This is a genomic window from Bacteriovorax sp. HI3, assembly GCF_059738875.1.
Window position 1 is genome coordinate 3068203 of the sequence record NZ_AP026946.1, and the last position, 23618, is coordinate 3091820.

At 40.8% G+C, this 23618-nt stretch carries 28 protein-coding genes; 18 read left to right on the forward strand and 10 right to left on the reverse strand.

What is annotated here, in order from left to right; all coding sequences use genetic code 11:
• Positions 1–41 precede the first annotated feature (41 nt).
• Entirely contained in the window at positions 42–1415 is a 1374-nt protein-coding gene (locus AC6JA8_RS15155) for a hypothetical protein (RefSeq protein WP_497974554.1), read from the reverse strand.
• Between the two features lie 110 nt (positions 1416–1525).
• On the opposite strand from AC6JA8_RS15155, the gene AC6JA8_RS15160 reads away from it, so the two are divergent.
• Positions 1526–2143 carry a phospholipid scramblase-related protein gene (locus AC6JA8_RS15160; protein WP_497974555.1) on the forward strand — a complete coding sequence of 206 codons (618 nt, stop codon included), beginning with the start codon at positions 1526–1528 and terminating at the stop codon, positions 2141–2143.
• A gap of 38 nt (positions 2144–2181) precedes the next feature.
• On the opposite strand, the gene AC6JA8_RS15165 is transcribed toward AC6JA8_RS15160, so the two are convergent.
• Complete coding sequence (locus AC6JA8_RS15165) at positions 2182–2697, reverse strand: hypothetical protein (protein WP_497974556.1); 516 nt, start codon at positions 2695–2697, stop codon at positions 2182–2184.
• Positions 2698–2891: 194 nt separating this feature from the next.
• Here AC6JA8_RS15165 and AC6JA8_RS15170 point away from each other — a divergent pair, with 194 nt between their 5' ends.
• Together AC6JA8_RS15170 and AC6JA8_RS15175 are read left to right on the forward strand one after the other, a co-directional pair.
• Positions 2892–3551, forward strand: coding sequence for a murein L,D-transpeptidase catalytic domain family protein (locus AC6JA8_RS15170; RefSeq protein ID WP_497974557.1), 660 nt, complete (start codon positions 2892–2894; stop codon positions 3549–3551).
• A gap of 7 nt (positions 3552–3558) precedes the next feature.
• The gene (locus tag AC6JA8_RS15175) at positions 3559–3954 is read left to right on the forward strand and encodes a DUF6973 domain-containing protein (RefSeq protein WP_497974558.1); all 396 of its coding nucleotides are present in this window, start codon (positions 3559–3561) and stop codon (positions 3952–3954) included.
• On the opposite strand, the gene AC6JA8_RS15180 is transcribed toward AC6JA8_RS15175, so the two are convergent.
• Positions 3951–4178 carry a DUF2917 domain-containing protein gene (locus tag AC6JA8_RS15180; RefSeq protein WP_497974559.1) on the reverse strand — a complete coding sequence of 76 codons (228 nt, stop codon included), beginning with the start codon at positions 4176–4178 and terminating at the stop codon, positions 3951–3953. The two genes, AC6JA8_RS15175 and AC6JA8_RS15180, sit on opposite strands and share 4 nt — an antisense overlap.
• A 159-nt stretch (positions 4179–4337) precedes the next feature.
• On the opposite strand from AC6JA8_RS15180, the gene AC6JA8_RS15185 reads away from it, so the two are divergent.
• Together AC6JA8_RS15185 and AC6JA8_RS15190 are read left to right on the forward strand one after the other, a co-directional pair.
• Complete coding sequence (locus AC6JA8_RS15185) at positions 4338–5786, forward strand: aminotransferase-like domain-containing protein (protein ID WP_497974560.1); 1449 nt, start codon at positions 4338–4340, stop codon at positions 5784–5786.
• An 89-nt stretch (positions 5787–5875) separates the two neighbouring features.
• On the forward strand, positions 5876–6220 hold the full coding sequence (locus tag AC6JA8_RS15190) for a hypothetical protein (protein ID WP_497974561.1): 345 nt from the start codon (positions 5876–5878) through the stop codon (positions 6218–6220).
• Between the two features lie 39 nt (positions 6221–6259).
• Here AC6JA8_RS15190 and AC6JA8_RS15195 read toward each other — a convergent pair whose 3' ends face one another.
• A complete protein-coding gene (locus AC6JA8_RS15195; RefSeq protein WP_497974562.1) occupies positions 6260–6547 on the reverse strand; it encodes an Mpo1-like protein in 288 nt (95 codons plus the stop codon).
• Between the two features lie 80 nt (positions 6548–6627).
• On the opposite strand from AC6JA8_RS15195, the gene AC6JA8_RS15200 reads away from it, so the two are divergent.
• The 3 genes from AC6JA8_RS15200 (at position 6628) to AC6JA8_RS15210 (ending at position 8420) form a co-directional block, all read left to right on the forward strand.
• Entirely contained in the window at positions 6628–7524 is an 897-nt protein-coding gene (locus AC6JA8_RS15200; RefSeq protein ID WP_497974563.1) for an AraC family transcriptional regulator, read from the forward strand.
• 96 nt (positions 7525–7620) lie between these two features.
• Complete coding sequence (locus tag AC6JA8_RS15205) at positions 7621–7920, forward strand: GlsB/YeaQ/YmgE family stress response membrane protein (RefSeq protein ID WP_497974564.1); 300 nt, start codon at positions 7621–7623, stop codon at positions 7918–7920.
• 80 nt (positions 7921–8000) lie between these two features.
• On the forward strand, positions 8001–8420 hold the full coding sequence (locus AC6JA8_RS15210) for a hypothetical protein (protein WP_497974565.1): 420 nt from the start codon (positions 8001–8003) through the stop codon (positions 8418–8420).
• Here the strand turns inward: AC6JA8_RS15210 and AC6JA8_RS15215 are convergent.
• Positions 8417–9460: a hemolysin family protein gene (locus AC6JA8_RS15215; RefSeq protein ID WP_497974566.1), complete on the reverse strand. Its 1044-nt coding sequence runs from the start codon at positions 9458–9460 to the stop codon at positions 8417–8419. The genes AC6JA8_RS15210 and AC6JA8_RS15215 overlap by 4 nt on opposite strands.
• Positions 9461–9565: 105 nt before the next feature.
• Between AC6JA8_RS15215 and AC6JA8_RS15220 the strand changes: the two genes are divergently transcribed.
• Positions 9566–10243, forward strand: a complete 678-nt coding sequence (locus AC6JA8_RS15220) for a hypothetical protein (RefSeq protein WP_497974567.1) — start codon at positions 9566–9568, stop codon at positions 10241–10243.
• Between the two features lie 38 nt (positions 10244–10281).
• Positions 10282–10596: a helix-turn-helix domain-containing protein gene (locus AC6JA8_RS15225; RefSeq protein WP_497974568.1), complete on the forward strand. Its 315-nt coding sequence runs from the start codon at positions 10282–10284 to the stop codon at positions 10594–10596.
• Between the two features lie 45 nt (positions 10597–10641).
• Here the strand turns inward: AC6JA8_RS15225 and AC6JA8_RS15230 are convergent, their stop codons facing one another.
• Positions 10642–11712 carry an OmpA family protein gene (locus tag AC6JA8_RS15230; RefSeq protein WP_497974569.1) on the reverse strand — a complete coding sequence of 357 codons (1071 nt, stop codon included), beginning with the start codon at positions 11710–11712 and terminating at the stop codon, positions 10642–10644.
• A gap of 357 nt (positions 11713–12069) precedes the next feature.
• Here AC6JA8_RS15230 and AC6JA8_RS15235 point away from each other — a divergent pair, with 357 nt between their 5' ends.
• Both AC6JA8_RS15235 and AC6JA8_RS15240 read left to right on the forward strand, forming a co-directional pair.
• Positions 12070–12624 (forward strand): TMEM165/GDT1 family protein, encoded by a 555-nt coding sequence (locus AC6JA8_RS15235; RefSeq protein ID WP_497974570.1) that lies wholly within the window; start codon positions 12070–12072, stop codon positions 12622–12624.
• 1 nt (position 12625) lies between these two features.
• Positions 12626–13156, forward strand: a complete 531-nt coding sequence (locus tag AC6JA8_RS15240; protein ID WP_497974571.1) for a methylated-DNA--[protein]-cysteine S-methyltransferase — start codon at positions 12626–12628, stop codon at positions 13154–13156.
• Here AC6JA8_RS15240 and AC6JA8_RS15245 read toward each other — a convergent pair.
• A complete protein-coding gene (locus AC6JA8_RS15245) occupies positions 13151–15238 on the reverse strand; it encodes a phospholipase D-like domain-containing protein (protein ID WP_497974572.1) in 2088 nt (695 codons plus the stop codon). The genes AC6JA8_RS15240 and AC6JA8_RS15245 overlap by 6 nt on opposite strands.
• 62 nt (positions 15239–15300) lie before the next feature.
• Positions 15301–15957, reverse strand: coding sequence for a DedA family protein (locus AC6JA8_RS15250; protein ID WP_497974573.1), 657 nt, complete (start codon positions 15955–15957; stop codon positions 15301–15303).
• Positions 15958–16095: 138 nt separating this feature from the next.
• On the opposite strand from AC6JA8_RS15250, the gene AC6JA8_RS15255 reads away from it, so the two are divergent.
• Positions 16096–16635 carry a glutathione peroxidase gene (locus AC6JA8_RS15255; protein ID WP_497974574.1) on the forward strand — a complete coding sequence of 180 codons (540 nt, stop codon included), beginning with the start codon at positions 16096–16098 and terminating at the stop codon, positions 16633–16635.
• Here the strand turns inward: AC6JA8_RS15255 and AC6JA8_RS15260 are convergent, their stop codons facing one another.
• Positions 16636–17553, reverse strand: a complete 918-nt coding sequence (locus tag AC6JA8_RS15260; protein WP_497974575.1) for an SAM-dependent methyltransferase — start codon at positions 17551–17553, stop codon at positions 16636–16638.
• A gap of 23 nt (positions 17554–17576) precedes the next feature.
• On the opposite strand from AC6JA8_RS15260, the gene AC6JA8_RS15265 reads away from it, so the two are divergent.
• The 5 genes from AC6JA8_RS15265 to hflX all read left to right on the forward strand — a co-directional run bounded on the left by AC6JA8_RS15265 (position 17577) and on the right by hflX (position 22268).
• On the forward strand, positions 17577–18473 hold the full coding sequence (locus tag AC6JA8_RS15265) for a radical SAM/SPASM domain-containing protein (RefSeq protein ID WP_497974576.1): 897 nt from the start codon (positions 17577–17579) through the stop codon (positions 18471–18473).
• 109 nt (positions 18474–18582) lie between these two features.
• Positions 18583–18801 carry a hypothetical protein gene (locus AC6JA8_RS15270; protein ID WP_497974577.1) on the forward strand — a complete coding sequence of 73 codons (219 nt, stop codon included), beginning with the start codon at positions 18583–18585 and terminating at the stop codon, positions 18799–18801.
• Positions 18802–18837: 36 nt separating this feature from the next.
• Positions 18838–20064: a bifunctional phosphopantothenoylcysteine decarboxylase/phosphopantothenate--cysteine ligase CoaBC gene (coaBC, locus tag AC6JA8_RS15275; protein WP_497974578.1), complete on the forward strand. Its 1227-nt coding sequence runs from the start codon at positions 18838–18840 to the stop codon at positions 20062–20064.
• A 2-nt stretch (positions 20065–20066) separates the two neighbouring features.
• On the forward strand, positions 20067–20924 hold the full coding sequence (panC, locus tag AC6JA8_RS15280; RefSeq protein WP_497974579.1) for a pantoate--beta-alanine ligase: 858 nt from the start codon (positions 20067–20069) through the stop codon (positions 20922–20924).
• A gap of 9 nt (positions 20925–20933) precedes the next feature.
• Positions 20934–22268, forward strand: coding sequence for a GTPase HflX (hflX, locus tag AC6JA8_RS15285; protein WP_497974580.1), 1335 nt, complete (start codon positions 20934–20936; stop codon positions 22266–22268).
• A gap of 96 nt (positions 22269–22364) precedes the next feature.
• On the opposite strand, the gene AC6JA8_RS15290 is transcribed toward hflX, so the two are convergent.
• Entirely contained in the window at positions 22365–23618 is a 1254-nt protein-coding gene (locus tag AC6JA8_RS15290; RefSeq protein WP_497974581.1) for a phenylacetate--CoA ligase family protein, read from the reverse strand.

Below are 23618 nucleotides of genomic sequence, written 5' to 3' on the forward strand. Positions count from 1 at the left end.
TTAAAATTACTCAAGTCGCATGATTCTCTGACCTGACTTTATTATTTCTTCTTATCAAACATAACCCCAACCTGCGACCCACCCGAGCTGATATTAACTTTCAAACTCGTATTCGTCGCACGCGATAAAAATCCCCCAACTTCAAAATGATTAAACTTTCCATTGCTCCAATCATATTGAACGAAGACTCCTAAATCAGAGATCGCTTTTCTTGGCTTGGTTAAAAATCCATCAATATCTATCGTATTGAGATTCACTCTTTTTTGGATAACCCACTCATTCATTTTTTTTGCAGGGACTTTTTTAATCGTCTTCACCATCTCATCGTCCATGAAAACGTGCTCACCGCCAAAACCATCGACGAATTTAATAACGTAGTCAGAAGGATTAACCAGTGCTCCTTCTTTTCCTTCTGCGAGCATATGCGCAGGGAGAATCGAATTTTGTAAGCGACTTGATGAACCAAGATATTTTCTTCTGATATGTGGATCAGCTAAAATCGCCAGGATGCTCTTAGAAGCAAAAAGCCCTGTGACGAATGGACCGTAGTGAGGAACTTTTTCGCGCACTAGTTTTGAGTAAAGGTTTTTTGAATCGATATAGTCTTGAATCGTTAAAGCAAAGCTCACCATATAGCTTTCAGGATACCAGTTGTTTCCAACTTTGATCTTGCCGTCTTTGATCTGAATTTTTTCTTCAGTTAAAAAGGGATAGTCGTTTACATCGACATCCAGGCCATAGGAAGCTGGGGTCACTAAACGCAGGTCATACTTCTTCTCTTTTGCTCTTCTTAAAAGTAGCTCTTCATCCCAGTTGTAGCAATCTGTCTGAAAACGCGCCAGAGAGTTCCCTAGCCTCTTCATGTTTTTAATTTCAGCACTCGAAGTATCCAGTGAGAAGTATTTTTTCCTAAGCTCAGGCATTAAAGAATAAAGCGTGTCGTGGATAAAAGGCATTCTCGCTAGGCCATCAAAACCGATCTCGTTGATCTCTAAAAGCTTAGGAGGATTATTCACCTCTGGTTTTCCAACAATCGCCATATCAAAGCGTAAACTTCCAACCAAACGATCAGGTCTGTGCTTAATGACTTTTAATTCTTTTAAAAGAAAATCACGAACCGGGCCGTGAGGAAAAATCGCATTCACTTCACTTTCAGGAAGTGTGATAAGTTTTAAAATAAGCTCTGTGATATCTTTTGCTGTTTTATTAATAACTGGAAGATAAGAACCAGGAAGAACGCGTGGATAAATTGAGCAGTCCTGCTCTAAAATGTCAGAGAGACCCGAATCATGAAAAGCATTCCACAAGCTGGTCTTGTGATTATAAACTTCAATCTTTGATTTCTTAAAGTTCTGAATGTGTTTTGGTGCTTGTTCGTGAAAGTGGTGATCGAAATTGAGTGCGCGCTTCTTCAAGAGAAAGTCCTCCGGCAAGTTGATCTTTTTAATCAAGAAAAGATCTGACGTTTCCTCTATTTTATCTCGCTGGTACAATATTCGAAATACAACTTTAAAAAGGGACTTATATGCCTGTAGATCTAAACCATGACAGAATTTTTCTTAGACAGAGAAGAGAAATTGCAGAACTCTTTGGGGTTGAAACCAGAAATAAGTACGAGATTCTCACTATGGAAGGCACACCTTTGGGGTTTGTGGCCGAAGAAGGAAAAGGTATTGGGGCTTTTTTTGGCAGGGCCTTTCTCGGGCACTGGAGAACTTTCACCATTAATATTTTTGATACCAACCGCTCCCTTGCCTACAAGGCACTTCATCCTTTCCGTTTTCTTTTTCAAAGATTAGAAATCAGTAAAGCAACAGGACAAAGAATTGGAGCGCTCGAGCAAAGGTTTGGGGTTATTACAAAACGCTTTGACCTGGAAGATGCCCATGGAAACGTGATTATGAAAATGGCAGCTTCATTTTGGAAGCCGTGGACGTTCCCTATTTATAAAAATGGTGAAGAAGTTGCTCTTATTCTCAAAAAATGGTCCGGGACATTTTCAGAAATCTTCACAGACAGAGATAATTTTACGATTGAATTTAAAGATAAAAGACTGACAGCAACTGAAAGAGAATTGATCTTAGCTTCGGCGATGTTTGTTGATTTAAATTATTTTGAAAGAAAGGCCGGAACGAATTCATAAAAAAGGCCGGTTAAAAACCGGCCCTTTCTTACATAGAATTATTGGATTTTACCAGTAACCTGGAAGTGAAGACCAATAGTTGATTCTTCAGCTGAACATTGAACGTCAGCATCTGAAGCTGGAACGTAGATCGCTGCACGGCCGTGAAGGTATTTGTACTTGTTGTCAGCCAGAGCTGAATCAAGAAACTTCTTTCCTTCTAAACATGAAGATTCATTGTTAGCAGAGTATGCTTTTGAATCAACTAGCTTTACAGTCCAAGCTGCGTTGTCAGCGAATAAAAGTGCGCTATAGTTACAAGTTACACCGTTTTCAACAAATGTAGCTCTTACAAGAAGGTTATCAAGGCTGTAGTCAGTTGTAGCTTTTCCGAATACAACATTTCTTTCAGCGAAATCAGCTGGAACACCTGCAGTTTGAGTGTTTCCGTCAGCACATACGAATGCTGTGAATTTAGCGGCCCAACGCTCACCTGGAAGAGTTAGATCTCCCTCGTTCGCGAAAGCTGAAGTAAGTGATAGAGCAAGCATGCTCGCAAGAATAACCTTTTTCATTAAGTCCTCCATAATAGATATTTTCAGGTAGATGTTTTGTATGCCCTACCATTTGTTTGGTCAAGCAAACAAATGAATTAATTATTAAACTTTCATTAAAAATTAGATACTTAGGCTACGATAAAGAAATTACAATGACCTTTCACAGCAAGGCCATTTCTTATATACCTTCCTAGAATCTTGGGGGGATCTTTATGAAACAATTAATCGTTTTATTTCTCGCTATCTTCGTGTCCAACTCTTATGCAAGTGAATCACTTACTCCAAAAAATTCTCGCGAAGTCTGGTTGTCTTTTAACGGGACTAACTACTGCAAGCCTGGTTTTTGTGCTGAGGCCATTCCCTATCGTGCCTTAAGAGAGGCACTAAATTTTTATCGCGACAATCAAGATGTTATCGACAATACAAGCTATGTAGGAATCATCGACTTCACGATGCAATCAACACTGAAAAGATTTTTTATTCTCAACCTTAAAACGGGTGCGGTTGAATCAATGCTCGTGACTCACGGGAAAAAATCTGAAACTGAATTGGGATTCGCTGGTCAATTTTCAAATACAATCAATAGTGAAATGAGTTCATTAGGTTTTTACCTGACAGATAACAATTCTTACATCGGTAAGCACGGTGTCTCTCTTAGATTAGATGGATTATCTGAAACTAACAGCAATGCACGTGCAAGAAACATCGTTCTACACGGAGCAGATTATGCAACTCAATGGTTTGCAGATCAAAAAGGAAGACTTGGTCTAAGCCAGGGATGCCCTGCTGTTGCTCCAAATAAGATTGAAGGCGTTATCAAAAAATTAAAAGGTAGAGGACTACTTTACATTCATAAGAATAAAACGATTTAATGGATAAATGTTAAAGAAATCTCTTATCGCTTTAGTTATTCTCGGTTTTCTCTCTCCTGTGATCGTCGTCTTCATCCTTTATAGGTTTGCTATGTCGACGGGGCTTCCGGGAAGAAGAGGTGGACCGCAAGATGCATTCAGGCACACATATTCAACTGCGCTCACAGCTCGCTACCTTTCACCAAAGGTTGTCGAGCTGGTGACGCGTTTTTGTGAAACAGACCCCACATCACATTTTGATCAAATGGACATTCACAACAACCGCATTGGGACAAATATAGGATTAGGATCGGGTGACCTCTACCCGACTGTCATGAAAAAAATTAAAGAGGGAAAAATCAATTCCACCGATCCAGATGTCATCACCTGGATGCCGGAAAATGAATGGGACAACGGTTTTTAAAACCAGAAACTCGCTTTGCCCAAGGCCTGCATGACACTATGTTTTCCATCGGGAAGAATAAACTTATCTCCTGCCTGATAAAAATAATCTTGAGCATCCCCTTCATGTGTCAGCCACAATTCTCCACTGATAACATGAACTTCTTTGGAGCGCTTTAGACTAAAGACTTGATTTTCTTCTAATGTAATCTTCTTGATGTCTGATAAATGAATTTGGTTGTTCATAAGTGCCTCCAAAGACATTATCGTCTTTTTTCGCCAACCGATACAGATTCAGAATTTGAGATTTGTAACCATAACAGTTATAATAGTGGAAAACTGTTATGGTCACTTTGTACTCGAACTGTATGTAGATTTTTTAGTCACTCATGGGAAAATCAGTATATGGAAACACTAGACACATCTTCCGATAAAAATCATTTGTATATCCAAATCGCCGAGAGGATTAAGTCCTGGATCAATGAAGGAACTTATCTTCCTGGTACAAAAATTCCGTCGATGAGACAGCTCTCGACGAAACTCGATGTGAGTGTCTCGACAGTTATTCAGTCCTATCAACTCTTAGAGAGATTGGGCTTTATCGAAGCAAGACCGCAGTCAGGTTACTACGTAAAGATTCGTCCACTCTTACAAGAAGCTGGGATCGTCACTAAGCCTGCATCTGCTCCTCGTTTTGTTCAAACAAATAACACTTTCCTCGACGTTATTCATGCCTGTGGTGATAAGTCCCTTGCGCCTTTAGGTGCAGCAGTTATGCATCAGGATTTACTTCCGACTGAAAGTTTACAACGTTCGCTTATTAAAATTTCCCGCGAGCGCGCTGCTGATTGTATCAACTACGAAATCGGTGCCGGCAACTGGCAGCTTCGTCAGGAACTGGCCAAACGAAGTATTGAAATGGGTTGTGACATAAGCCCTGAATCAATCAACGTGACAACCGGTTGTATGGAAGCAATCAATCTCGCACTCAAGGCCGTTACAAAACCTGGAGACATTGTCGCCGTTGAGAGTCCTACTTATCACGGGCACATCAATGCACTCGAAAACCTTGGTTTAAAAGCTCTAGAGATTGCCACTTCCTCTCAATCGGGAATGGATCTCGATGCTTTAGAAGAAAAGATTTCTAAATTTGATGTGAAAGCAGTTTTAGTCACTCCTTCTTTTTCAAACCCGCTAGGAAGCTTGATGAGTGATGAAAGCAAACAGAAGATGGTTTCACTTTGTTCAAAATACAATGTGCACATTGTTGAAGATGATATTTACGGAGAGCTTCAGTTTGAAGGCAACAGACCTCTGGCCTTAAAATCTTTTGATAAAAAAGATATCGTCATATACTGCTCTTCTTTTTCTAAAACGCTTGCCCCGGGCTACCGCATTGGTTGGGTCATCCCACCAGCGAAACTTTTTGATAAGATTGAGATCATGAAATTCTCCAATACGGTCTCTCCCAACTCAGCGGCGCAGATCGCACTTGCCGATCATTTAAAAAATAATAACTATGACAGGCATTTAAGAAAGCTTCGCCAGACGCTTTCGCAAAACATGCACCTCTTCTCCCATAAAATTATTGAATGCTTTCCGGAAGGAACAAAAATCACTACGCCAAGTGGCGGCTGTTTAATTTGGGTGGAATTCCCCAAAGGCATTAACGCTCTGGAACTCCACGAGAAGGCCTTAAAACACAAAATAAGCCTTATCCCCGGCCCACTCTTCTCGGTAACCGGAAAGTATGAAAACTGCATCAGAATCAATACTGGAACCCTTTGGAACAGCAATATTGAAGCAGCTCTAGAAAAAATTGGAAAGCTGGCGCACTCCCTTGCTAAAAAATAATTGTCAGGATTCTGTTAGCGGCACAATCTCCATTGCTATCCTCTCTGTATTTTGTTATTTAGCGGCAAACAAACTACAGGGAGATTTTCATGAAACTATTTTTCGTTGTATCCGCTCTTGTGACAGTATGCTCGGCCACTGCTTCTTTCGCCGGTGAAAAAATCAACTGTAAGTCTCTTAATCAACCAAACAACCGCCTGCAAATTGTTTTAACTAAAGAATCAACAATTGCTGGCGCTTCACTTTACAATGAAAACCAGACAGCAGAAGAAACATTTTCTGCAACATGGGCAGTCGGATCAATCAATCCAATGGCAGGCATTCAAGTGATTCTTCAAAACCAACAGGTTCTTGATATTGAGTACGCTGTGTTCGAAGAAAACCATGACGGTCTCGTGACAGTAAATGGGACTGAAGACTATAGCTGTCTTTAATCTGATAAAACAAAAAAAAGGCCGCAATCTTTTTGCGGCCTATAACTTCCTAAACAACATCAAATAGAACATTTTAAAATCGCCAATCAAACTCCAAACAGGATGCTTAAAAGTCGCCGGACGGTTTTTCTCCACAACAAAATGCCCTATCCAAGCAAAGGCATAACCACATAATGGGACAATCCAGATATATTTCCACTTCCCGAAAACAATTATCCAGATAAGTAAAAGATGAACAAGCAAGGTTCCACAGAAATGTAGTCTGCGATTTATAGCATTTGAATGTTCGCTTAAATAGAAGGGCCAGAATTCTTTAAAACTTTTCATCTGCAAAGTTTAGTGAAAATTAGCTATTTTGGACAGGCCAAGAGCATCAAAGTAAGGCAAATTTATATGATGAGGTTTTTATGAAAAAGAAATCACCAGTTGTCTTAAAGAATTTTCATCGCTCTCAAGTCGGCCGCGCCCAGCGTTTTATCAGGTCCCACTTCACTGAGGAGTTAACACTCAAGAAAATTGCTCAGGAAGCAGGCTCTTCCGCCTTTCACTTTGGCAGAATCTTTATGTCCTATACCGGAGAAACAACTTTTTCTTACCTTCGCCGTATCCGCATGAGTAATGCCCTTCGCATGCTCCAGGAAGACAATGAATGCCCGGTGACTGAAATTGCGATGAGTGTTGGCTATGAAACGCCTTCGGCCTTTAATAAAGCTTTTAAGCAACAATTTCATTTGAGTCCAAGTGATTTTCGCAACCAAGGAAAAGAAGAGCAAAACAAATTGATCTATTCTCTAAGCATCAGTCAAACAAACGAGGAGATGCTTATGAATTTAAACTTAACCGAAAGACCAGAAATCATCACCAGAGAAGCGACTCATTTCTTGTATGTGAAAAAAGCAGGGATCTTTTCTGAAGTGGCCATGCCGGCCTGGTATGCCATGTTCCCGCTTATCGAAGGCGTGCAGAAAACAGACATCAAAGAATTCCTTGGGACGAGTGTCATGGATATGAAAACCCAGGATGAATCTTCTATGTTTTACAGTGCGGGAGTTGCCCTTGTCGCAAAACCTAAAACTGTGCCAAAGGGATTGGAGTACACAAAAATTGCAGAAGGAAAGTATGCTCGTTTTATCCTGACTGGACCTTATCCAGGAGTGTGGCCGGCATTTGAAAAAATTTTTCGCATTTTAACTGAAAAGAAAATCAAACTTCGCGATGGTGCTTGTATTGAAAATTACTTAAACGATCCGAATGTGACACCAGAACATGAGTTGATTACTGAGTTATTAGTTCCTGTTGAATAAAAAATCATTCGATAAAAGCTAGGCCATGCTTAGCTTTTATCGTCTTTAAAACTACCCTTAAAAGGCCCACAATAAATGTCAGTTCATGGAGGTTCTATGACCATGAGAATTGTGTTTTGGACTATAATGATAGGGTTTATGTCAGGTGCAGTGATAAAAGTCTGTATGCCTAAAATCCCTCACGGAAGTGTCTTTACCACCATGACCATAGGCCTTATCGGGTCAGTTTTCTTTGGCTGGCTTGGCTCCCGCTTTGGCCTTTACGAATATGGTGACATGGAAGGCCTGATCGCCTCCTTTATCGGTGCCGTCTCCCTTCTTTATATTTTCTACTCTTACGTCGCGGCCTTTGGATTAAAGCACATGAAAAAGCGTCCAAAGTTTCGACACCCATAGGACTTTTTACAGGCCTTCCCCCGCGCAGTCCTGACTTCTGCTATCCTCAAGGGCATAACATTTAAACTTGTGAGAACGGTATGAAGAAGACACTTCTAGTGATGGGACTTTTAGCTCTAACGACAACTAGCACTTTTGCTTCAGTAGTAAAAAGCCATGACTCAAAAAGAGGATGTACACTTTATCGCGTGATTCACTCTGACTCAAAAAAACAAATCCAAAAAAATGAAACTGTTTTCTTAAATAAAGAAGTTTACGGGATTATGTTTGAAAACCTGGCGATTGATTTCGATAATCGTGAAGCTCAGGTTGATGTGGTAATGAATGTTGTACTGGGATTAAACCGCAACATTGCTGAAACAAAATCAATTATCACTGCTGATAACTCTCAATTTACAGCATTGATCAACCAAGTTAACCGCAAGATCAGTTTACTTGAGAGCGTTTGTTTAAACGCCAACAATGAAATTGTATACGCTAAAGCTTTGGAAAATAATTAGAATTTTTTAAGCAGGTTGCTTCTTCTTAAAAAGAGCTTAACCTTGCCATCTTCATCCTCGTCAATGAAGTCCCCAAAGACGTCTTCAAGAATGTCTTCCAAAGTGATAATCCCCAACGGATTTTCCAGGCTTCCTACAATCATGAAGTGGGCCTTCTTCTTTTGCATCGTTCTTAGGGCGTGAAGAACTTTTGTATCCGGTGAAAGTGATTGAATCGGTCTGACAAAACTTAGCCAGTTGTCGCCTACTCCACTTTGTGAAAGGTTAACGAATTCTTTTGAATGAAGATAACCATAAACTTCGTTGGCATCAACGACAGGAATTCTGGTTCTTCTCGTGCCCAAAATCAGCATTGATACTTCTTCAGGTGTGGCCACAGAGCTGATCTTATCTACTTTATCCCAAGGAACCATAACACTCTCAACCTGTTTAGCATCCAGGTCTAGCAGGTTGTGGAAATATTCCTGGTATTCTTTTCTAAGTCCTTTTAATGAAATCTCATCGCTTGCGGCCTCTTCAGGCGTGCTTGGTTTTGATTTCATGATCAAACGTAGAATGAAATCAGTTGCCTTCTCCATTGGGCTAACTAAAGGTCCCAGGATTTTTTCAGCGACTCGTAGAGCTGGTGCCAGAGCAAGAATGATGGGCATTGAAAATTTAATTGCCAGAGATTTTGGAACTAACTCTCCGATAACAACCGAAAGAATTGTCAGTGGTGCAACGATCACAACAATGGAAAGTGTTTCAGCAAAATGTTCGCTTAAGGCAAAAGTGCGCATAAAGAAAGGAGAAAGCGACTCTTCGGCACCGGCACCGGAAACCGCTCCAGAGATAGCACCTACTAAAGTAATACCAATTTGAACAACTGAAAGAATCCTTTCAGGCGATTTCGCCATCTCTTCAATCCACGCTGCTGTTTTGTCTCCAGCAAGCACGCGCTTTCTTAAAACCTTATCGTCAATGGTGACGAAGGCCATCTCTGCACAGGATAAAATAGCGTTTAATAAAAGACAGGCACAAACAATGACAATAGTGATCATTTTTTTCTCAAAAAGACGGGAAATTCACACTTATTTTAGAGTTTTCGCTGTAAAATGACCAATAATTATTTTCCCTAACTGCGTTAGAGTTGGTAGGATTTCTCCATGAACGCCAAAATCCTTATCCAAGATATTGATCAGTCTCGTTGTGTTGCCAGTGAGTTTAAAAGACTTGCTGAAGAGTACTGCGATCTCATTAAAAGTTTTGGTTATAAAGCGAAACCTTACCGCAATTCTGGCGTACTCAAGTTTGAAAGCTGTAAGATTGAACAAAGAACCCGCGCTATTGCCTACCTTGATGCTAACATTGAACTACTAAAAGAATGTGTGGCCCAGGGAGATAACCCTCGCAACTCTGCTCAGATGTTGTGGAGGATTCTAAAAAAGATCAAAGCGGTTCCTGAAAATGATATCTTCGATAAAATTGCCCAAGGGGACGTTGTTGAAGTTTACCTGGATGACCACATCCAGATTTACAGAAACCTGGAATTTTTTAACTATACTTCATTTACTATCGATGAACTACTTTGTGGGACATGGTACAAGCTTTATAAGAGGGATTTTCTTCCCACTTTAAAAATGATGAAAATGGCCTTTAAATTATTAACTAAAAGATTAAATAAAACTACGCCCTGGAATGTTCCTGAGCACATATTTGACGAAATCGGCAGCGAAGAGAATTTAAGACACAGTATTCTTTTAAAATACCTTTCGCCCCTGACGAACCAAGGAAAGATGGTTGGAGCAATCTGCATCAGCCATGCAAAACTAGTTCAGAAATAAAATTAAAAGAAAACTTTCACTTAAATCGAGGAATGATTATGGCAAAAAAAGTTAGAACGACAAAAACAAAACGCGACCCAAAGAGAATCAGGGAAAATCTTGGAACTTTCCTAAAGGATAAACGCCTCAAGAAAGGCTACTCACAAGCAGATTTTGCGACAAAACTTGGCTACGCTAGCCCACAGTTTGTTTCAGACTGGGAAAGAGGTGTCTCGAGCCCTCCAATGAAAAAACTCCCAGAAATTGCCAGCGAACTTAATGTTAAAATTGATGTTTTATTTGAACTTCTTGTCGACCTGGCCACCAACCAGTTGAGAGAAAACCTGAACGAAGAATTTAAAAAAATCAGCTAAAATAAAAAAGGGCCCAATTCTGGGCCCTTTTTCTTTCACTTTGAGTTATTTAGACGATAGAACCGCCACAACTCTTCTGTTTGTTTGTCTTCCTTCTGGTGTGCTGTTATCAGCAATTGGATTTTCTGGTCCAAATCCTTTCGCTGTTAAGCGCTTCTTATCAATTCCACGCTTAATCAGAGCATTCATTACCGACTTAGCTCTCGCTGCTGAAAGTGCTACGTTCTTAGCTTTAGACCCAGTATTATCTGTGTATCCTTCGATCTGAACGTTTACTTCAGAGTATTTCTTTAAAAACTCTGCCACCTCATCTAAGTGAGAGTCGTACTGCGAAGAAATCATCGATTTCCCACTGTCGAACTCTACGTTAATTGTCATTGTTGCTTTTTCATCTACCGCACATCCGATAGCGTTTACTTTCGCGCCTACTGGAGTACCTGGACATTTATCTTCCGGATCTTTTACTCCGTCATCATCAGAATCAAGATTGCTTTCATCAACGAATCCAGATTTAACCGGCTCTTCTTTTTTCATCATTTGTTTTGCTGGAGCTTCTTCTTTGTAAGCTTTTGTACTGTCTCCACCAAAGTACCAAGTCAGTGCTAATTGTGGAGTCACAATATGTGCTCTTGTTGTTGGCATATCACCCATAAGTTTTGAAACATATTGATAGTCTGCTAAAACACCTAGAGAGAACCACTGAGTAACACCGTACTCAACTCCAAGACGGAAAAGACCGCTTAGCTTTGCACTTTTTGGAGTGAAGTTTTTAAGTCTTGTCACACCAAGACCAGCTCCAACGATTGGAGAAAAATCACTAGCACCAGAAAGTCTCCAGACTCCTAATGCATTGAAGTTATCAAGACGGATTTTTGTATCTTCAAATTCAGAACGAGTGACAGCAAGTTCCAGGTTCCAAGACTCATTGAAGTGGTAGCGTCCATGAACGCCATAACCAAAATCAGCATCAGCTGTTGAGTTAAACGGGTTTCCAAAAACTGGAATCGAATAGCCGCCGCTGATACCTAAACCAAATTTTTTAGATAAGTCGTAAGCTTCTGCACTTTGAATAAAGGCCACGGCCAATAATAGTGCGGTTAATTTTTTTAACATCATGATCCTCCTTAAGATGAAAAAATCCTGCACAAATTGGTAACTCATTACAAAGCATGAGTCCATTGATTTTAAATAAAAATCAATTAGATCAATTGTGACTACGCGTGCCTTTGAAATTTGCATTGACTGTTATCACACTCCACGTTATTCTCAAGCTCGTTAGGGAGTAGTTTTTCTGATTGATGAAATCAGGATTATCGATCGACATACTGGGTACAACCCCCGGTCGATAAGGGAAGCCGCAAGGCTTTTTTAACGAGACTGACATGAACGAATTAACTTCGTCGTGTCGTCTTATATAAGCTCCAATCAACAAGCTTCATAGGCCTCACGACTACAAATAGCTGAGGATCTTTCATGGACATTATTTTTAACTCTTTCATCTTCGTTGCCTTAACTGAAATGGGTGACAAGACTCAACTTCTCGCATTCGTTCTTGCCAGTCGTTTTAGAAAACCATGGACCATCTTCTTTGGTATTTTCATCGCGACAATTCTCAATCACCTCTTGGCCGCATGGGCCGGACGATTTGTCTCAGATCTTATCCCTTACGTTTACTTAAAGTGGGTTCTTGCTCTTACATTTATCGCTTTTGCGATTTGGGTAATGATCCCCGATAAAGATGAAGGGCTGAATGAAAAAAGAAAATGGGGAGCTTTCCTTACAACAGTGGTGACCTTCTTTCTTGCTGAGATGGGAGATAAGACTCAGTTAGCAACAGTGGCCCTTGCAGCAAAATACAACGACCTAGGATTAGTGACCGTCGGTTCCACTTTAGGGATGATGGTAACTTCTGGACTGGCCGTTTTTTTCGGTGATAAGATGACCAAAAAAATCCCGATGAAATGGGTTCACGCACTAGCAGCGGTCTTCTATGTGATCTTTGCTATTGCCATCATCGTCAAAGGATAAAATGGAAAAGCTTCATTACAATACTATGCCCTCGCCTATTGGAAAAATCACTCTCGTAGCTAGTGAGGACGCCCTCGTTGCTCTTTATGTAAAAGATGAAGAGAAACCTAAAATGGTTGGAGCGGTAAAAAATGAAGACAACAAAGTTATCCAAAAAACAATTAAGCAATTAAATGAATACTTCGCGGGCAAGAGGAAGACATTTGATCTTCCTCTTAGTCCTGAAGGAACTGAATTCCAAAACCGCGCCTGGAATGCACTATGTGAAATCCCTTATGGGCAAGTGTGGAGTTATGGAAAGCAGGCCCAGCACTTAAAAGCTCCCAACGCTCAAAGAGCTGTCGGTGGCGCCAATGGGAAAAATCCCATTCCTGTTATCATTCCTTGTCATCGCGTGATTGGTTCGAGCGGAAAGCTCACTGGTTTTGCTGGTGGTATGGAAATGAAAATCTTCCTCTTAAAACTAGAAGGCCATGAGGTTGATACTCATGGCCTTAAGTTAAGTAAGCAGTTAAGCTTCGAATCATTATAAAACTTTATCAAAAATAGTGATGATCCATTTCTTCCAGAAGACGATCTTTTGTTCTTCTGTCAGCTGGCGAGAGATTTTCATATACTCTTTGTATAGTTGGCCCATCTCTGTTGTGAACTTTCTGTCGTTGACCACTACACCGTTTTCCAGATCGTGGTAGAAACTTCTCTTGTTTAAGTTAACTGAGCTGATAAAAGAAACTTCATCATCAACCATTAGAAGTTTTGAGTGAAGAATAACTTTTGGTTCAGTGTACTCGAATACTTTTACTTTCTTTAAGAACTTGTTCACCCCGTCCTTGTTTACAGCACCAAGGATGAAATCCGCAGTGTCCCCTTCCAGGTCAAGGCGAGTGATAATGGTAATATCGACTCCTCTATCAACTGCTCTTTGAAGAGCATCATGGATTTCTTTTACTGGTCTGAAATAAGGCGAACTAATAAGGATTTTCTTTTTCGCTGAATCCACCATGCGCGCATAGAACAGGTTCAGGTTTGGTTCGTCCTTAAATGGAATCGAGATATAATGTCTCAGGCTCTCTTCTTCTGATTCAGCAGCTGCTTCTTTTTGAACAGCTACGCTTGAGAGCTTCATTACCAGGTTATCTTTATTGATGTGGTAGAAGTTCATATAGTGACGGACAACACTTTCAACAAAGTTTTGTCCTTTGATGACCATTTCAAAATCTCTCCAGTAGGCCCACGATTCATCCCCTGAAACATAATTTACGATTTCCGGAAATTTTGAAACATCTACTGGTGTCTTAAAAACGAAACCGTCGTGAACGTTGCGTCCACCAACGATAACGAAAGAGTTTTCTGGAGTTTCTTTTGAATAAGCTGCAAACATTTTTACGTGGTTTGTACGGTGGAATTCAGAAATCCACGCCCCACCTTTTTGAGAGTTATCAAACTGGTACTTCACCACTTTCATGTTTGGGTGCTCTGCCATGAGTTTTTCATACATCGCTTCGTCTTTTTCTAAAGTAATAACTTCAGAAACCACAATGCGCACTAGTGCTCCTTGATCTGCATGGTAAGCAAGAAGTCTTGCTAAAAGAGTTCCATAAAAGTCTGCTCTAAAAACCAGGTATGAAACCAGGATTGAGTCAAATTTAGGAGCTTTTGAGAAATCTAGTTCTGCGTAAGGATTTCCATTTTTAATGAAATCCTCTGGCAGGTCATGACCTAAAAGTCCAACGACGCGAGCGTGTAAACTGTCTTCCGGCTCTGGAAGAATGTTGATTGAGTCGTACTTCATTGGACATGTCATATTTGAGAACTCATTTGTCTCAAAGAAGCGTCCTGTATCTTTTTTTAGTGAACACACTTCAGTTGTTGAAATAAGTGACTCTAATCCTTTTAGCTTGCTACTTTCATTGACTAATTTGAAAGAGTATCTCTTTCCTTTATTTTCAAGTGAGCTCGTAAAAGAAAAATCACACGATTTTAAATCCGGGTGAAAACTGAAATCTCTCCAGTCATTAGAGATCTTCTTATCCCCTAGAGAAAACTTCACCACCTGCCCGGCCTTCGCCTTCTTGTTAGTAAAACCGTACTTCATCACAAAAGGAGCATCACATTTTACTGCGAAATCCATTGTCGGTTTTTGCTCATTTGATCCGGCGTCATGTCTGTATTTCATTGCCGTAAAAAACTTATGGGTCAGGCGCACTTCCGTCTGACGGGCTTCGTATGTTGAGATTGAGAATTGAACATTTTTTTCAGGCGAATAAAGCTCTAGCTTTGATAGCTCTAAACGTTCTTTTTCTTCACGCCATTCAGTAGGATTATTAGTAATTGTGCTGCCACCAGCATCGAGAACAGAAACTCGCGATTCAATGTCCTTGATCTTCTTATCAAGATTTTTTTGTTCATCTTGAATCTTTAATAGTTGTTCTTCGTTTTTCTTTTTCTGAAAGTGAACACTCATCGCTCCCAATTCAACTTTACGTTGTTTTAGCGAACGCAGCTCTTCCCAATCCTTAGTGTCAGTCACTGAACTCGGCATACGAGTCATTGGCGTCTGACAACCAACGAATGAAAGCAGTAATACTAGGGCCGTGGCATTTGTAAATTTCATAAGCAACCTCTTGAGGCTACTTATCGAAATGGAAACCTAAATAATTAAGTTTTTGGGTGGGGTTAGGTCGCGCTCGGTTCTTTTTTCCCGAAAATTCTCTTCTTCACTTTAACCGCAATATAAAGACCAGCGGCCACTAACGCAATAATAAGGGCATAGTGCTTTACTTGCTTAATAGTTGAGAGGATTACTTCTCCATAGTGAGCAAACAAATAGACCTGAGTTGGTACGGAAATAAGAGCAGCTAAACCGTCGGCCGCTAAGAATGTCCATGGGGAGATCCCCATCATTCCGCATGAAAGGTGCCCAGGAAAACGCACACCCGGAGTAAAGCGAAAGATCGCTGGAACTAGAAAGCGGTGCTTGTGAATCATCGTTCTCGATTTCTCCAGAGAGTTCTCTCCTAGATACTTTCTAAAAAATTTATGCAACCACGGGCTGGTCCCAAACTTTTTTCCCAATGAATAAACAATGAAGTCACTTATCATGATGGCGAAAAAACAAACGGCCATGGCGGTGTAAATATTAAGTGGAGAAACGCTCACGCCCGCTGGCGGAGGGTATTGATCAGGATGGCGCCCCATATGAACGATAAGTCCTAATGCGACGATCGTCACCTCTTCTGGAATAGGCAACCCAAAACTTGAGAGAAACATCATGGCAGAGACAATCGAGTACACCAGCAATGGTGAATGCGCATACTGGATCACGAATGGCATAATCTCTGTATCAAAAGGAAACATAGCGCCTCAAGTAAATAGACACGCTCATCATAAGGGATAAACATTGCTCAGACAACCTTCCCAACATGAAAAACAGAGCTATAATCATTCCAATTAACATAAAACGAGGTTTTCATGTCGAAACTTTTATTGTGCTTTGCTTTTATTTCATCAACCCTTTTTGCTGCAAATGTTAGAGCAGAAAATTTCTATGACTTTAAGTATGTCGATACAAATAAAAAAGAAGTCAAATTCAGCGAATTCAAAGGAAAAACAGTGATGGTCGTCAACATTGCTACACGCTGTGGTTTCACTGGTCAGCTTGATGACATCGAAAAACTTTATCAGAAATATAAAGGCAAAAATTTTGTAGTTGTAGGTTTCCCCAGCAATGATTTCCTTGGCCAGTCTCCAGAATCTAACGAAGAGATCGCAAAATTCTGCCGTTTAAAATACGGTGCAACTTTTCCTATCATTGAAAAACAAGTGGTCAAAGGCGATGGTATCACTCCACTCTACAAATGGCTGACGACTCAAAAAGGTTATGAAGGAGATATTGGCTGGAACTTTGTGAAGTTCATCATCAATAAAGAAGGTCATGTTGTTGGACGTTTTAGTTCAAAAATTGATCCGCTTGATGAAAGTGTCACAAAGAATATTGAGAAAGTTCTCTAATTATTCAGCGTAAACCAAGAACTCTTGTTTGTGTGATGGCAACTGAGTTGCCATCACAACTTTAAGCCCCATTTTCCCCATGATGTTTAAGTACATCGGCACTCGCGACACCAATTCAAACTTAGTCATCTTAAGCGTAATAAAAGCACCTTTTAGTGAAGGCCTGATCGCATCGACGACTTTTTCAATCTCGCGCAGTGACCCTTCTGGTGCAAGGTTCATATCAACGTATAACCACTGGACGTGATCTTTTAGTGAAGAGACGTGGAAATCTTGAATAGAAACTTTGTGGTGAATGAAGTTTGGATTCTCCATACACACTGGGGCCATTTCTCCCGGGTCAACACCTTCAACTTTTAGTCCTTGCTTAAGAAGCGCATACGTCGCTCCTCCAGGGCTTGAACCAATTTCTAAAGCTGTATCACCTGCTGGAAGTTTCACTCCCATGTATTTCATTCCATCAATCACTTTTAAGTAGGCGCGCGATGGAGCTTCTTCTGGAAGAACTGCAGTGCTAAATCCTCCAGGAGTTGGAGAATTGAAAATGCCTGATTTAAATTCACCGAAGTAGTATTGGTTGTCAGAAACTTTGATAATTTCTTTTACCCAGTCTCCACTTTGGTATTCATAGGTCTCAAAAATTTCTCCGCTAAGAGAATAGAACAAGGCCTTCCCCTGCCACTTCGAGCGGATTTCTTCGTACGATCCTCTTCTGATAAATTTACCGAAGTGACGACAGAAAACCGGTCTTAGGGTCTTTCCTAATCTTCTCGTTTCTTTAAACGTCAGGAACCCTTCCGTCGAGTAGGCAAAAGCAAGCTCTGGATAAATCAGGCGGATCTCTTCCTTCAGGAACTTCTCTGAGCCCGGGTTACATAGGAAATAGTAAAAATTAGGTGGTGATTGGTCTTGAGACATAATGTGTGCTAAATAGCACGTTAATGAACAAATTCAAACGCGTTTATATTGAAATCAGTAATATTTGCAACCTTCAGTGCTCATTTTGCCCTGTGGTTGAACGCGACAAGAAGATCATGCCCGCGGATATGTTCAAAAGTGTTATCCAAAACGTTGCCCCCCATACCGAGCAAGTTTGTTTACACCTTATGGGAGAGCCTCTGGCCCACCCGGAATTTGAAACCATTATTAAATACTGTGAAGAAGCTGGTGTGCGTATCAATCTCACGACCAATGGGATTTTACTCAATCGCTATAAGCAATTGCTTTCAACTTCTCCTGCTTTTCACCAAATCAATTTTTCAATTCATGCCTTTAAAGACAATTTTAAAAACAAAGATATCAATCCTTACCTTCAGGACATTCTCAATTTCTCGAAGGAATCACAGGAAATTCGCCCAGAGCTTTATATCAATTACCGCCTGTGGAATATCTTTGAGACCACAACTCAAAACGACTCGAACTCCGATATTTTAAAAACCATCGGCAACTTTTTTGAGACAGAAATCAAAGAAGACATCGACGTTGGAAACATCAAAAGTAAACGCATCTACAAACGCGTTTACCTGCATTTTGACTCGCGCTTTGAGTGGCCAAGCCCATTGATGCCTAAACAATCTGAAACTGGATTTTGCCATGGACTCTCTTCTCACATCGGAATCCATGCCGATGGAACAGTGGTTCCTTGCTGCCTCGACAAAGAAGCACGCATCGACCTGGGGAAAATGCCAGAGATGTCACTTTCTGAAATCCTGCAAGGCCAGAGGGCCCGCGCTATGAAAAAGGGCTTCGAGGCAAAAAAACTGGTCGAAGACCTATGCCAGCGCTGCACTTACATCAAGAGATTTCAAACAGTTAAGCAAGCCCAAGCGGCCATTTAAGCTTTCCCCTATAATATCCGATAGGTTCAGTACAATATTCTACGAGGCTAGGGGTATGACAGAACAAGAATTGCAGCAAAAAAGGCAGGAGTTCCGTGACCAAGAGGTCATGAACAAAATCAGCCACTATTCTTCTTCGTCTACTGTCGAGTACAGACACCAGGTTTTAAAGTCGAATTACACCTACAAAAAGGTCGATAAGAGCTTAGGAAAGATGGGCTGGTTTCTGGTAGTTACCCAAGCAACTTTCCTCATTTTTTTCTCTACTCTTTTTGTCTTTAGTTACATCCCGCACACTAAGAAAATCGTGACTATGGTCATGCCTTAAATTGCAAACACGCGCCTTTTATGAAATATTCCTTCAATGAGAATATTGTTAGGCGTAAGCGGTTCAATCTCAGCTTACAAATCATTAGACATTGCTCGCGGACTGGTAAAAAAAGGACATGAAGTTAAAGTTATTTTAACTGAAGGTGCTTTGAAATTTGTTGTACCAGAAGTCTTCACTTACTTAGGTGTAAGCGACGTGTACAAAGCACAAGACGACTTCGTTCACAAAAACGTTCTGCACATTGATCTGGCACGCTGGTGCGATGTATTCGCTATTGCACCTGTGTCGGCCAACACTCTTTCGCGTTTAGCTCAAGGACAGGCCTCTGATTTACTTTCATCTGTTTTCCTTGCGCTTGAACCACACAAGAACACTTTAATTTTTCCGGCGATGAACACTAATATGCTTCATCACCCATTCACTGAAAAAAATATCGAAGATATTAAGAAACTTAAAACTCTAAGCAACCTTTTTGTCTCGCCTACTGACGCCGGCATCTTAGCTTGCGAAGAAGTAGGGCTTGGAAAACTTCCAAACGTCGATGAGATTATCGAAATCATCCCAACGATGATTAAACCAATCCAGAGCGCTGACCAAAAAACAATCCTGGTCACAACTGGTGCGACGATTGTTCCGCTTGATCCTGTCCGCTACCTGACCAATTCTTCTTCGGGAATTACAGGTTACTACCTGGCCGAAGCTGCGCTGGCGATGGGACATAAAGTGGTGATGATTGCCGGAGCTCACTCAACGGCAAAATTAAATCTTTACTCAAAACACCCTAACTTCAAACTTCTTCGCGCTAAAACTGTTGAAGAAATGAAGGACGCGGTTCACTCGCACTTAAACGATGCTGACCTTTACATTAGTTCTGCTGCGATTTCTGATATCGAGTTTGATGTTTCTGACTCTAAAATTAAAAAAGACTCTATGGGCGATAGCTTAAAGATCAAACCAGCAACAGATGTTTTAAAAACAGTGCTGGAAAAGAAAAGTGCAAAACTTAAAGTTGTGGGTTTTGCTGCAGAAACAGATCCTAGTGATTCAGTGTTAAATAAAAAAATGCAGTCAAAGCCAGTTGATCTTTTAGTGGGAACTAAAGTGAACAATGGTCTGACTAAAAACCAGGAAGTGACAGGCTTTAATGCTGACTTCGCTGAATACCGTCTGCTTTCGCCAAAAGGTTTTACCTACGAAGGCATCTTAACCAAAAAAGAACTGGCCCATAAAATCATCTTCCAGTTTTTCCCACCTAATTAGTCATGATAAAAGTATTTACGACAAGAAAAGATTTCGACCATTACAGAAATGCGCTTAAAAGCGAAAAAATCGGTCTGGTCCCAACGATGGGGAATCTGCACAAAGGACACATTTCATTGATTGAAAAATCAACGGAAGAAAACGATGTGACGATTGTCACTATCTTCGTAAACCCAAAACAATTTGGGCCTAATGAAGACTTTGATAAATACCCACGCACGTTAGATGAAGACCTGGCAAAAATTTCGGCCGTGGCCCTTTTAATCAGCGCTCAAAAAGATATTGCCGTCTTTGCTCCAGGAGCAAATGAAGAGATTTATCCGGAAGGATTCTCGACAACGATTTCCGTAGGCCCAATGACCCAAAAGTTTGAAGGTGCAGTCAGACCGACTCACTTTGATGGAGTGACGACAGTTGTTTACCGCCTGTTTGCTATCACTCGCGCCCACATTGCGTACTTTGGGCAAAAAGATGTTCAGCAATGCCTGATCATCAAAAAGATGGTGAAAGACCTGGATATTAAAATCAAGATCCATATCATGCCAATCGTAAGAAACGCTGAAGGTCTCGCCCTTTCAAGCCGCAACCAATACCTTTCAGACAGTGAGCGCGCAGAAGCCTTAACTCTTCCGCAAACACTGGTGAAAATTGAAAAACTCATTCGCACAAAACAAGACTACAAAACGTTTGTGAGTGATGTTTTAAAAAATGATAAGAGATGGGATTACCTGGAAATCCTCGACTCTGACAACATGGAAGCCCCGAATGCCAAAACCCAGGAATTGGTCATTGTAGCGGCTTTCAGATCAGGAACCACTCGTCTATTAGACAATATTTTGGTTCCGGTTCACGCAGGATAAATTTAACTTATGATGGACAACGAATTAAATATTGATCCCAATTACCGCGCGACACTTGTGTCCCTCGTCTCGCCTAATTTCCCGGATCATCAAACTGAAAGTGAATCTAGACGCTCAATCAACGAGCTGAGAGAACTTCTGCGCACTCTTGGTCTAAAGACTGGAGAGGCCCACATTCAGAATAAAAAAGAAATTGATCCTGCAACTATCTTAGGTTCAGGAAAGCTAAAAGAGATTGCTGAAGCTGCAAAGATGGATGACTCTCAACTTTTAGTTTTTGACTTTGAATTAACAGCAAGACAAATCGCCAACATTAGAAAGATCACAGGTCTCTCTGTCGTTGACCGCGTTCACGTTATTTTAGAAATCTTCGCCAAGCACGCTCGTACGAGGGAAGCAAAAATCCAAATCGAAATTGCGCGTCTGCAGTACATGCTTCCTCGCCTTGCCGGATTCTGGACCCACTTAAACCGCCAGCGCGGAGGAGTCGGGGTTCTCGGTGGAGAGGGTGAAAAGCAAATTGAGCTTGACCGTCGTATCATCAGAGAAAAAATCGAATTCTACAAAGAAGAATTAATTCAACTTGAAAAACAAAGACAAGTGAGAAAGAAGCGCCGTGAGAATCAGGCCGTAACAGCTGCCCTTGTGGGTTATACCAATGCTGGAAAGTCTTCGATCATGAACCGCCTTTGCCGCGTGGAAATCTTAGAAGAGAACAAACTCTTTGCGACTCTCGATTCTACTTACCGTATGCTTAACCCGGATACAAAACCTCCGATGATTATGATTGATACGGTAGGATTTATTTCCAACCTTCCCAACACACTTATTGATGGGTTTAAGACAACGCTTGAATCGGCCCTGGAAGCTGATCTTTTGATTATTGTCTGTGACATCTCGGACCCTCATTACGAAAAGCAATTACAGGTCACTTACGACGTTTTAAAAGAACTAAACGTGACAGATAAGGAAACAATCATTGTCTTTAATAAAAAAGATCAACTTGATGATGACCTCCTAAAGAAGATTGTCCTAAGAAAGTATCCAAATAGCTTTTTGGTTTCAAGTTATGACCCGGAAGATATGAAAGGATTAAGAGAGCATATCGTTGATTTCTTCCTCGCCAAACAAGAACACTACGACCTCTTCATTCCTTATGAAGACGGAAGTGCTCACTCGGCCATCCTTTCAAAGACCAACGTAGTAAACACTACCAATCATGAGAAAGGAATTTTCTATCGTATCCGCGTGCCTGATTTTATTTTTGGGAACCTGGGCGTACAGAAATACATCATGGGGCCAAATGACCCGAGACTTGAAGAGATGGACTTCTCTACGACTTAAGCCTAAAGAAAACGGCCAGCGCAAAAACGACCATCGTGAGAATGATTCCGAAAATAACAATTTTGGTGTCTTTATCCATTTAATATTTCCTTCTCATTACTTTGAGCGTTGATCAATAATGCGCTTTAATTTTCCAGTTCTGGCATTGGCATCCAGCTCGCTTTGCTCGACAACTTCGATCTTGAGCGGATGAATAAGATTCTTCTTTAAGATATCCATGTAACCAGGCTTCTCTTTACTAAAAGCATCGACCAGTCTTGATTGAGCAGTCGTTTTATCAATTCCATTTCCAGCAACTTTAAAAACCAGTTCATCTTTATGATCGTAGTGATTCAAGATCATTTGAAATTGAATCCCTGTAGACTCCTTTAATGTCTTCATCACCATGTCGCGCGTGTCTTCAAAATACACACTCAATGTTCCAAGCCTTGCTGCTTCTTCTGATCTGCCCTGAAGTTTGAACTTGCGGTTCGGTGTATTGCCATCTTCCAGCCACATCGCCATATCTCCGGCCGGGTAGCGGATAATGGGCATTAATTTGCGAGTGAGATTGGTCAGCAGGACTTTTCCGACTCTATTTTTCTCAATGATCACTTCATTAGTATCCGGGTCGACAATTTCAATAATACTCGCTTCATCGTAAACTCTATGTTCATTATTGGCACAGTCTCGGCCTGAATAACCAATCATCCCCCCATCGACGCTGGCGCAACCGATAGATGAAATTTGAATATCAGGAAAAATCTTTTTTAAAGCTAAGTGTTGATCATCGTATAAAGCCTCTCCACCAAAAAGAAGTTTTTCAATTTTTAGATTCGGAAACTTGGATTTGTTTTCTGAATACTTCTCTAACATTGTCAGAATCGCTGAAGGAACTCCTACAATGGTATTGATGTTAAACTCTTCTATGATCTTTAAAATCTGAATATGATCTGTTTGCCCGGCAATCGGATACTGAGTGATCCTCTTTTTTGATGACGGGATAAACTGCAGTGAATCCTTAATAAAAAGAAAAGAAGCGTATAAATCACCTACGTAAAAGAGATTTCCAACTCTGTCTCCATGGTCTAGAATCCCCTCACTCATCCCCCAACCAAATGATTCAGTGTAAGCAATCCATTCCTGATGAGTGAAATAAGAGTATTTTGGAGCTCCAGTGCTTCCGCCACTTTTAAAAACAATTCCCTCTGGGTTTTCTTCCGTCACTACTCGCGACTTCCAAAACTCACTTTGGTCAGTGATGGGAAGATCTGACAATTTATCAGATTGAACATTTTTATAAAGCTCTCTGTAGTAAGGTGAATGAGCTTTGGCGTGGGCCACAATTTCTTTTAATGTCCATTTTTGCAT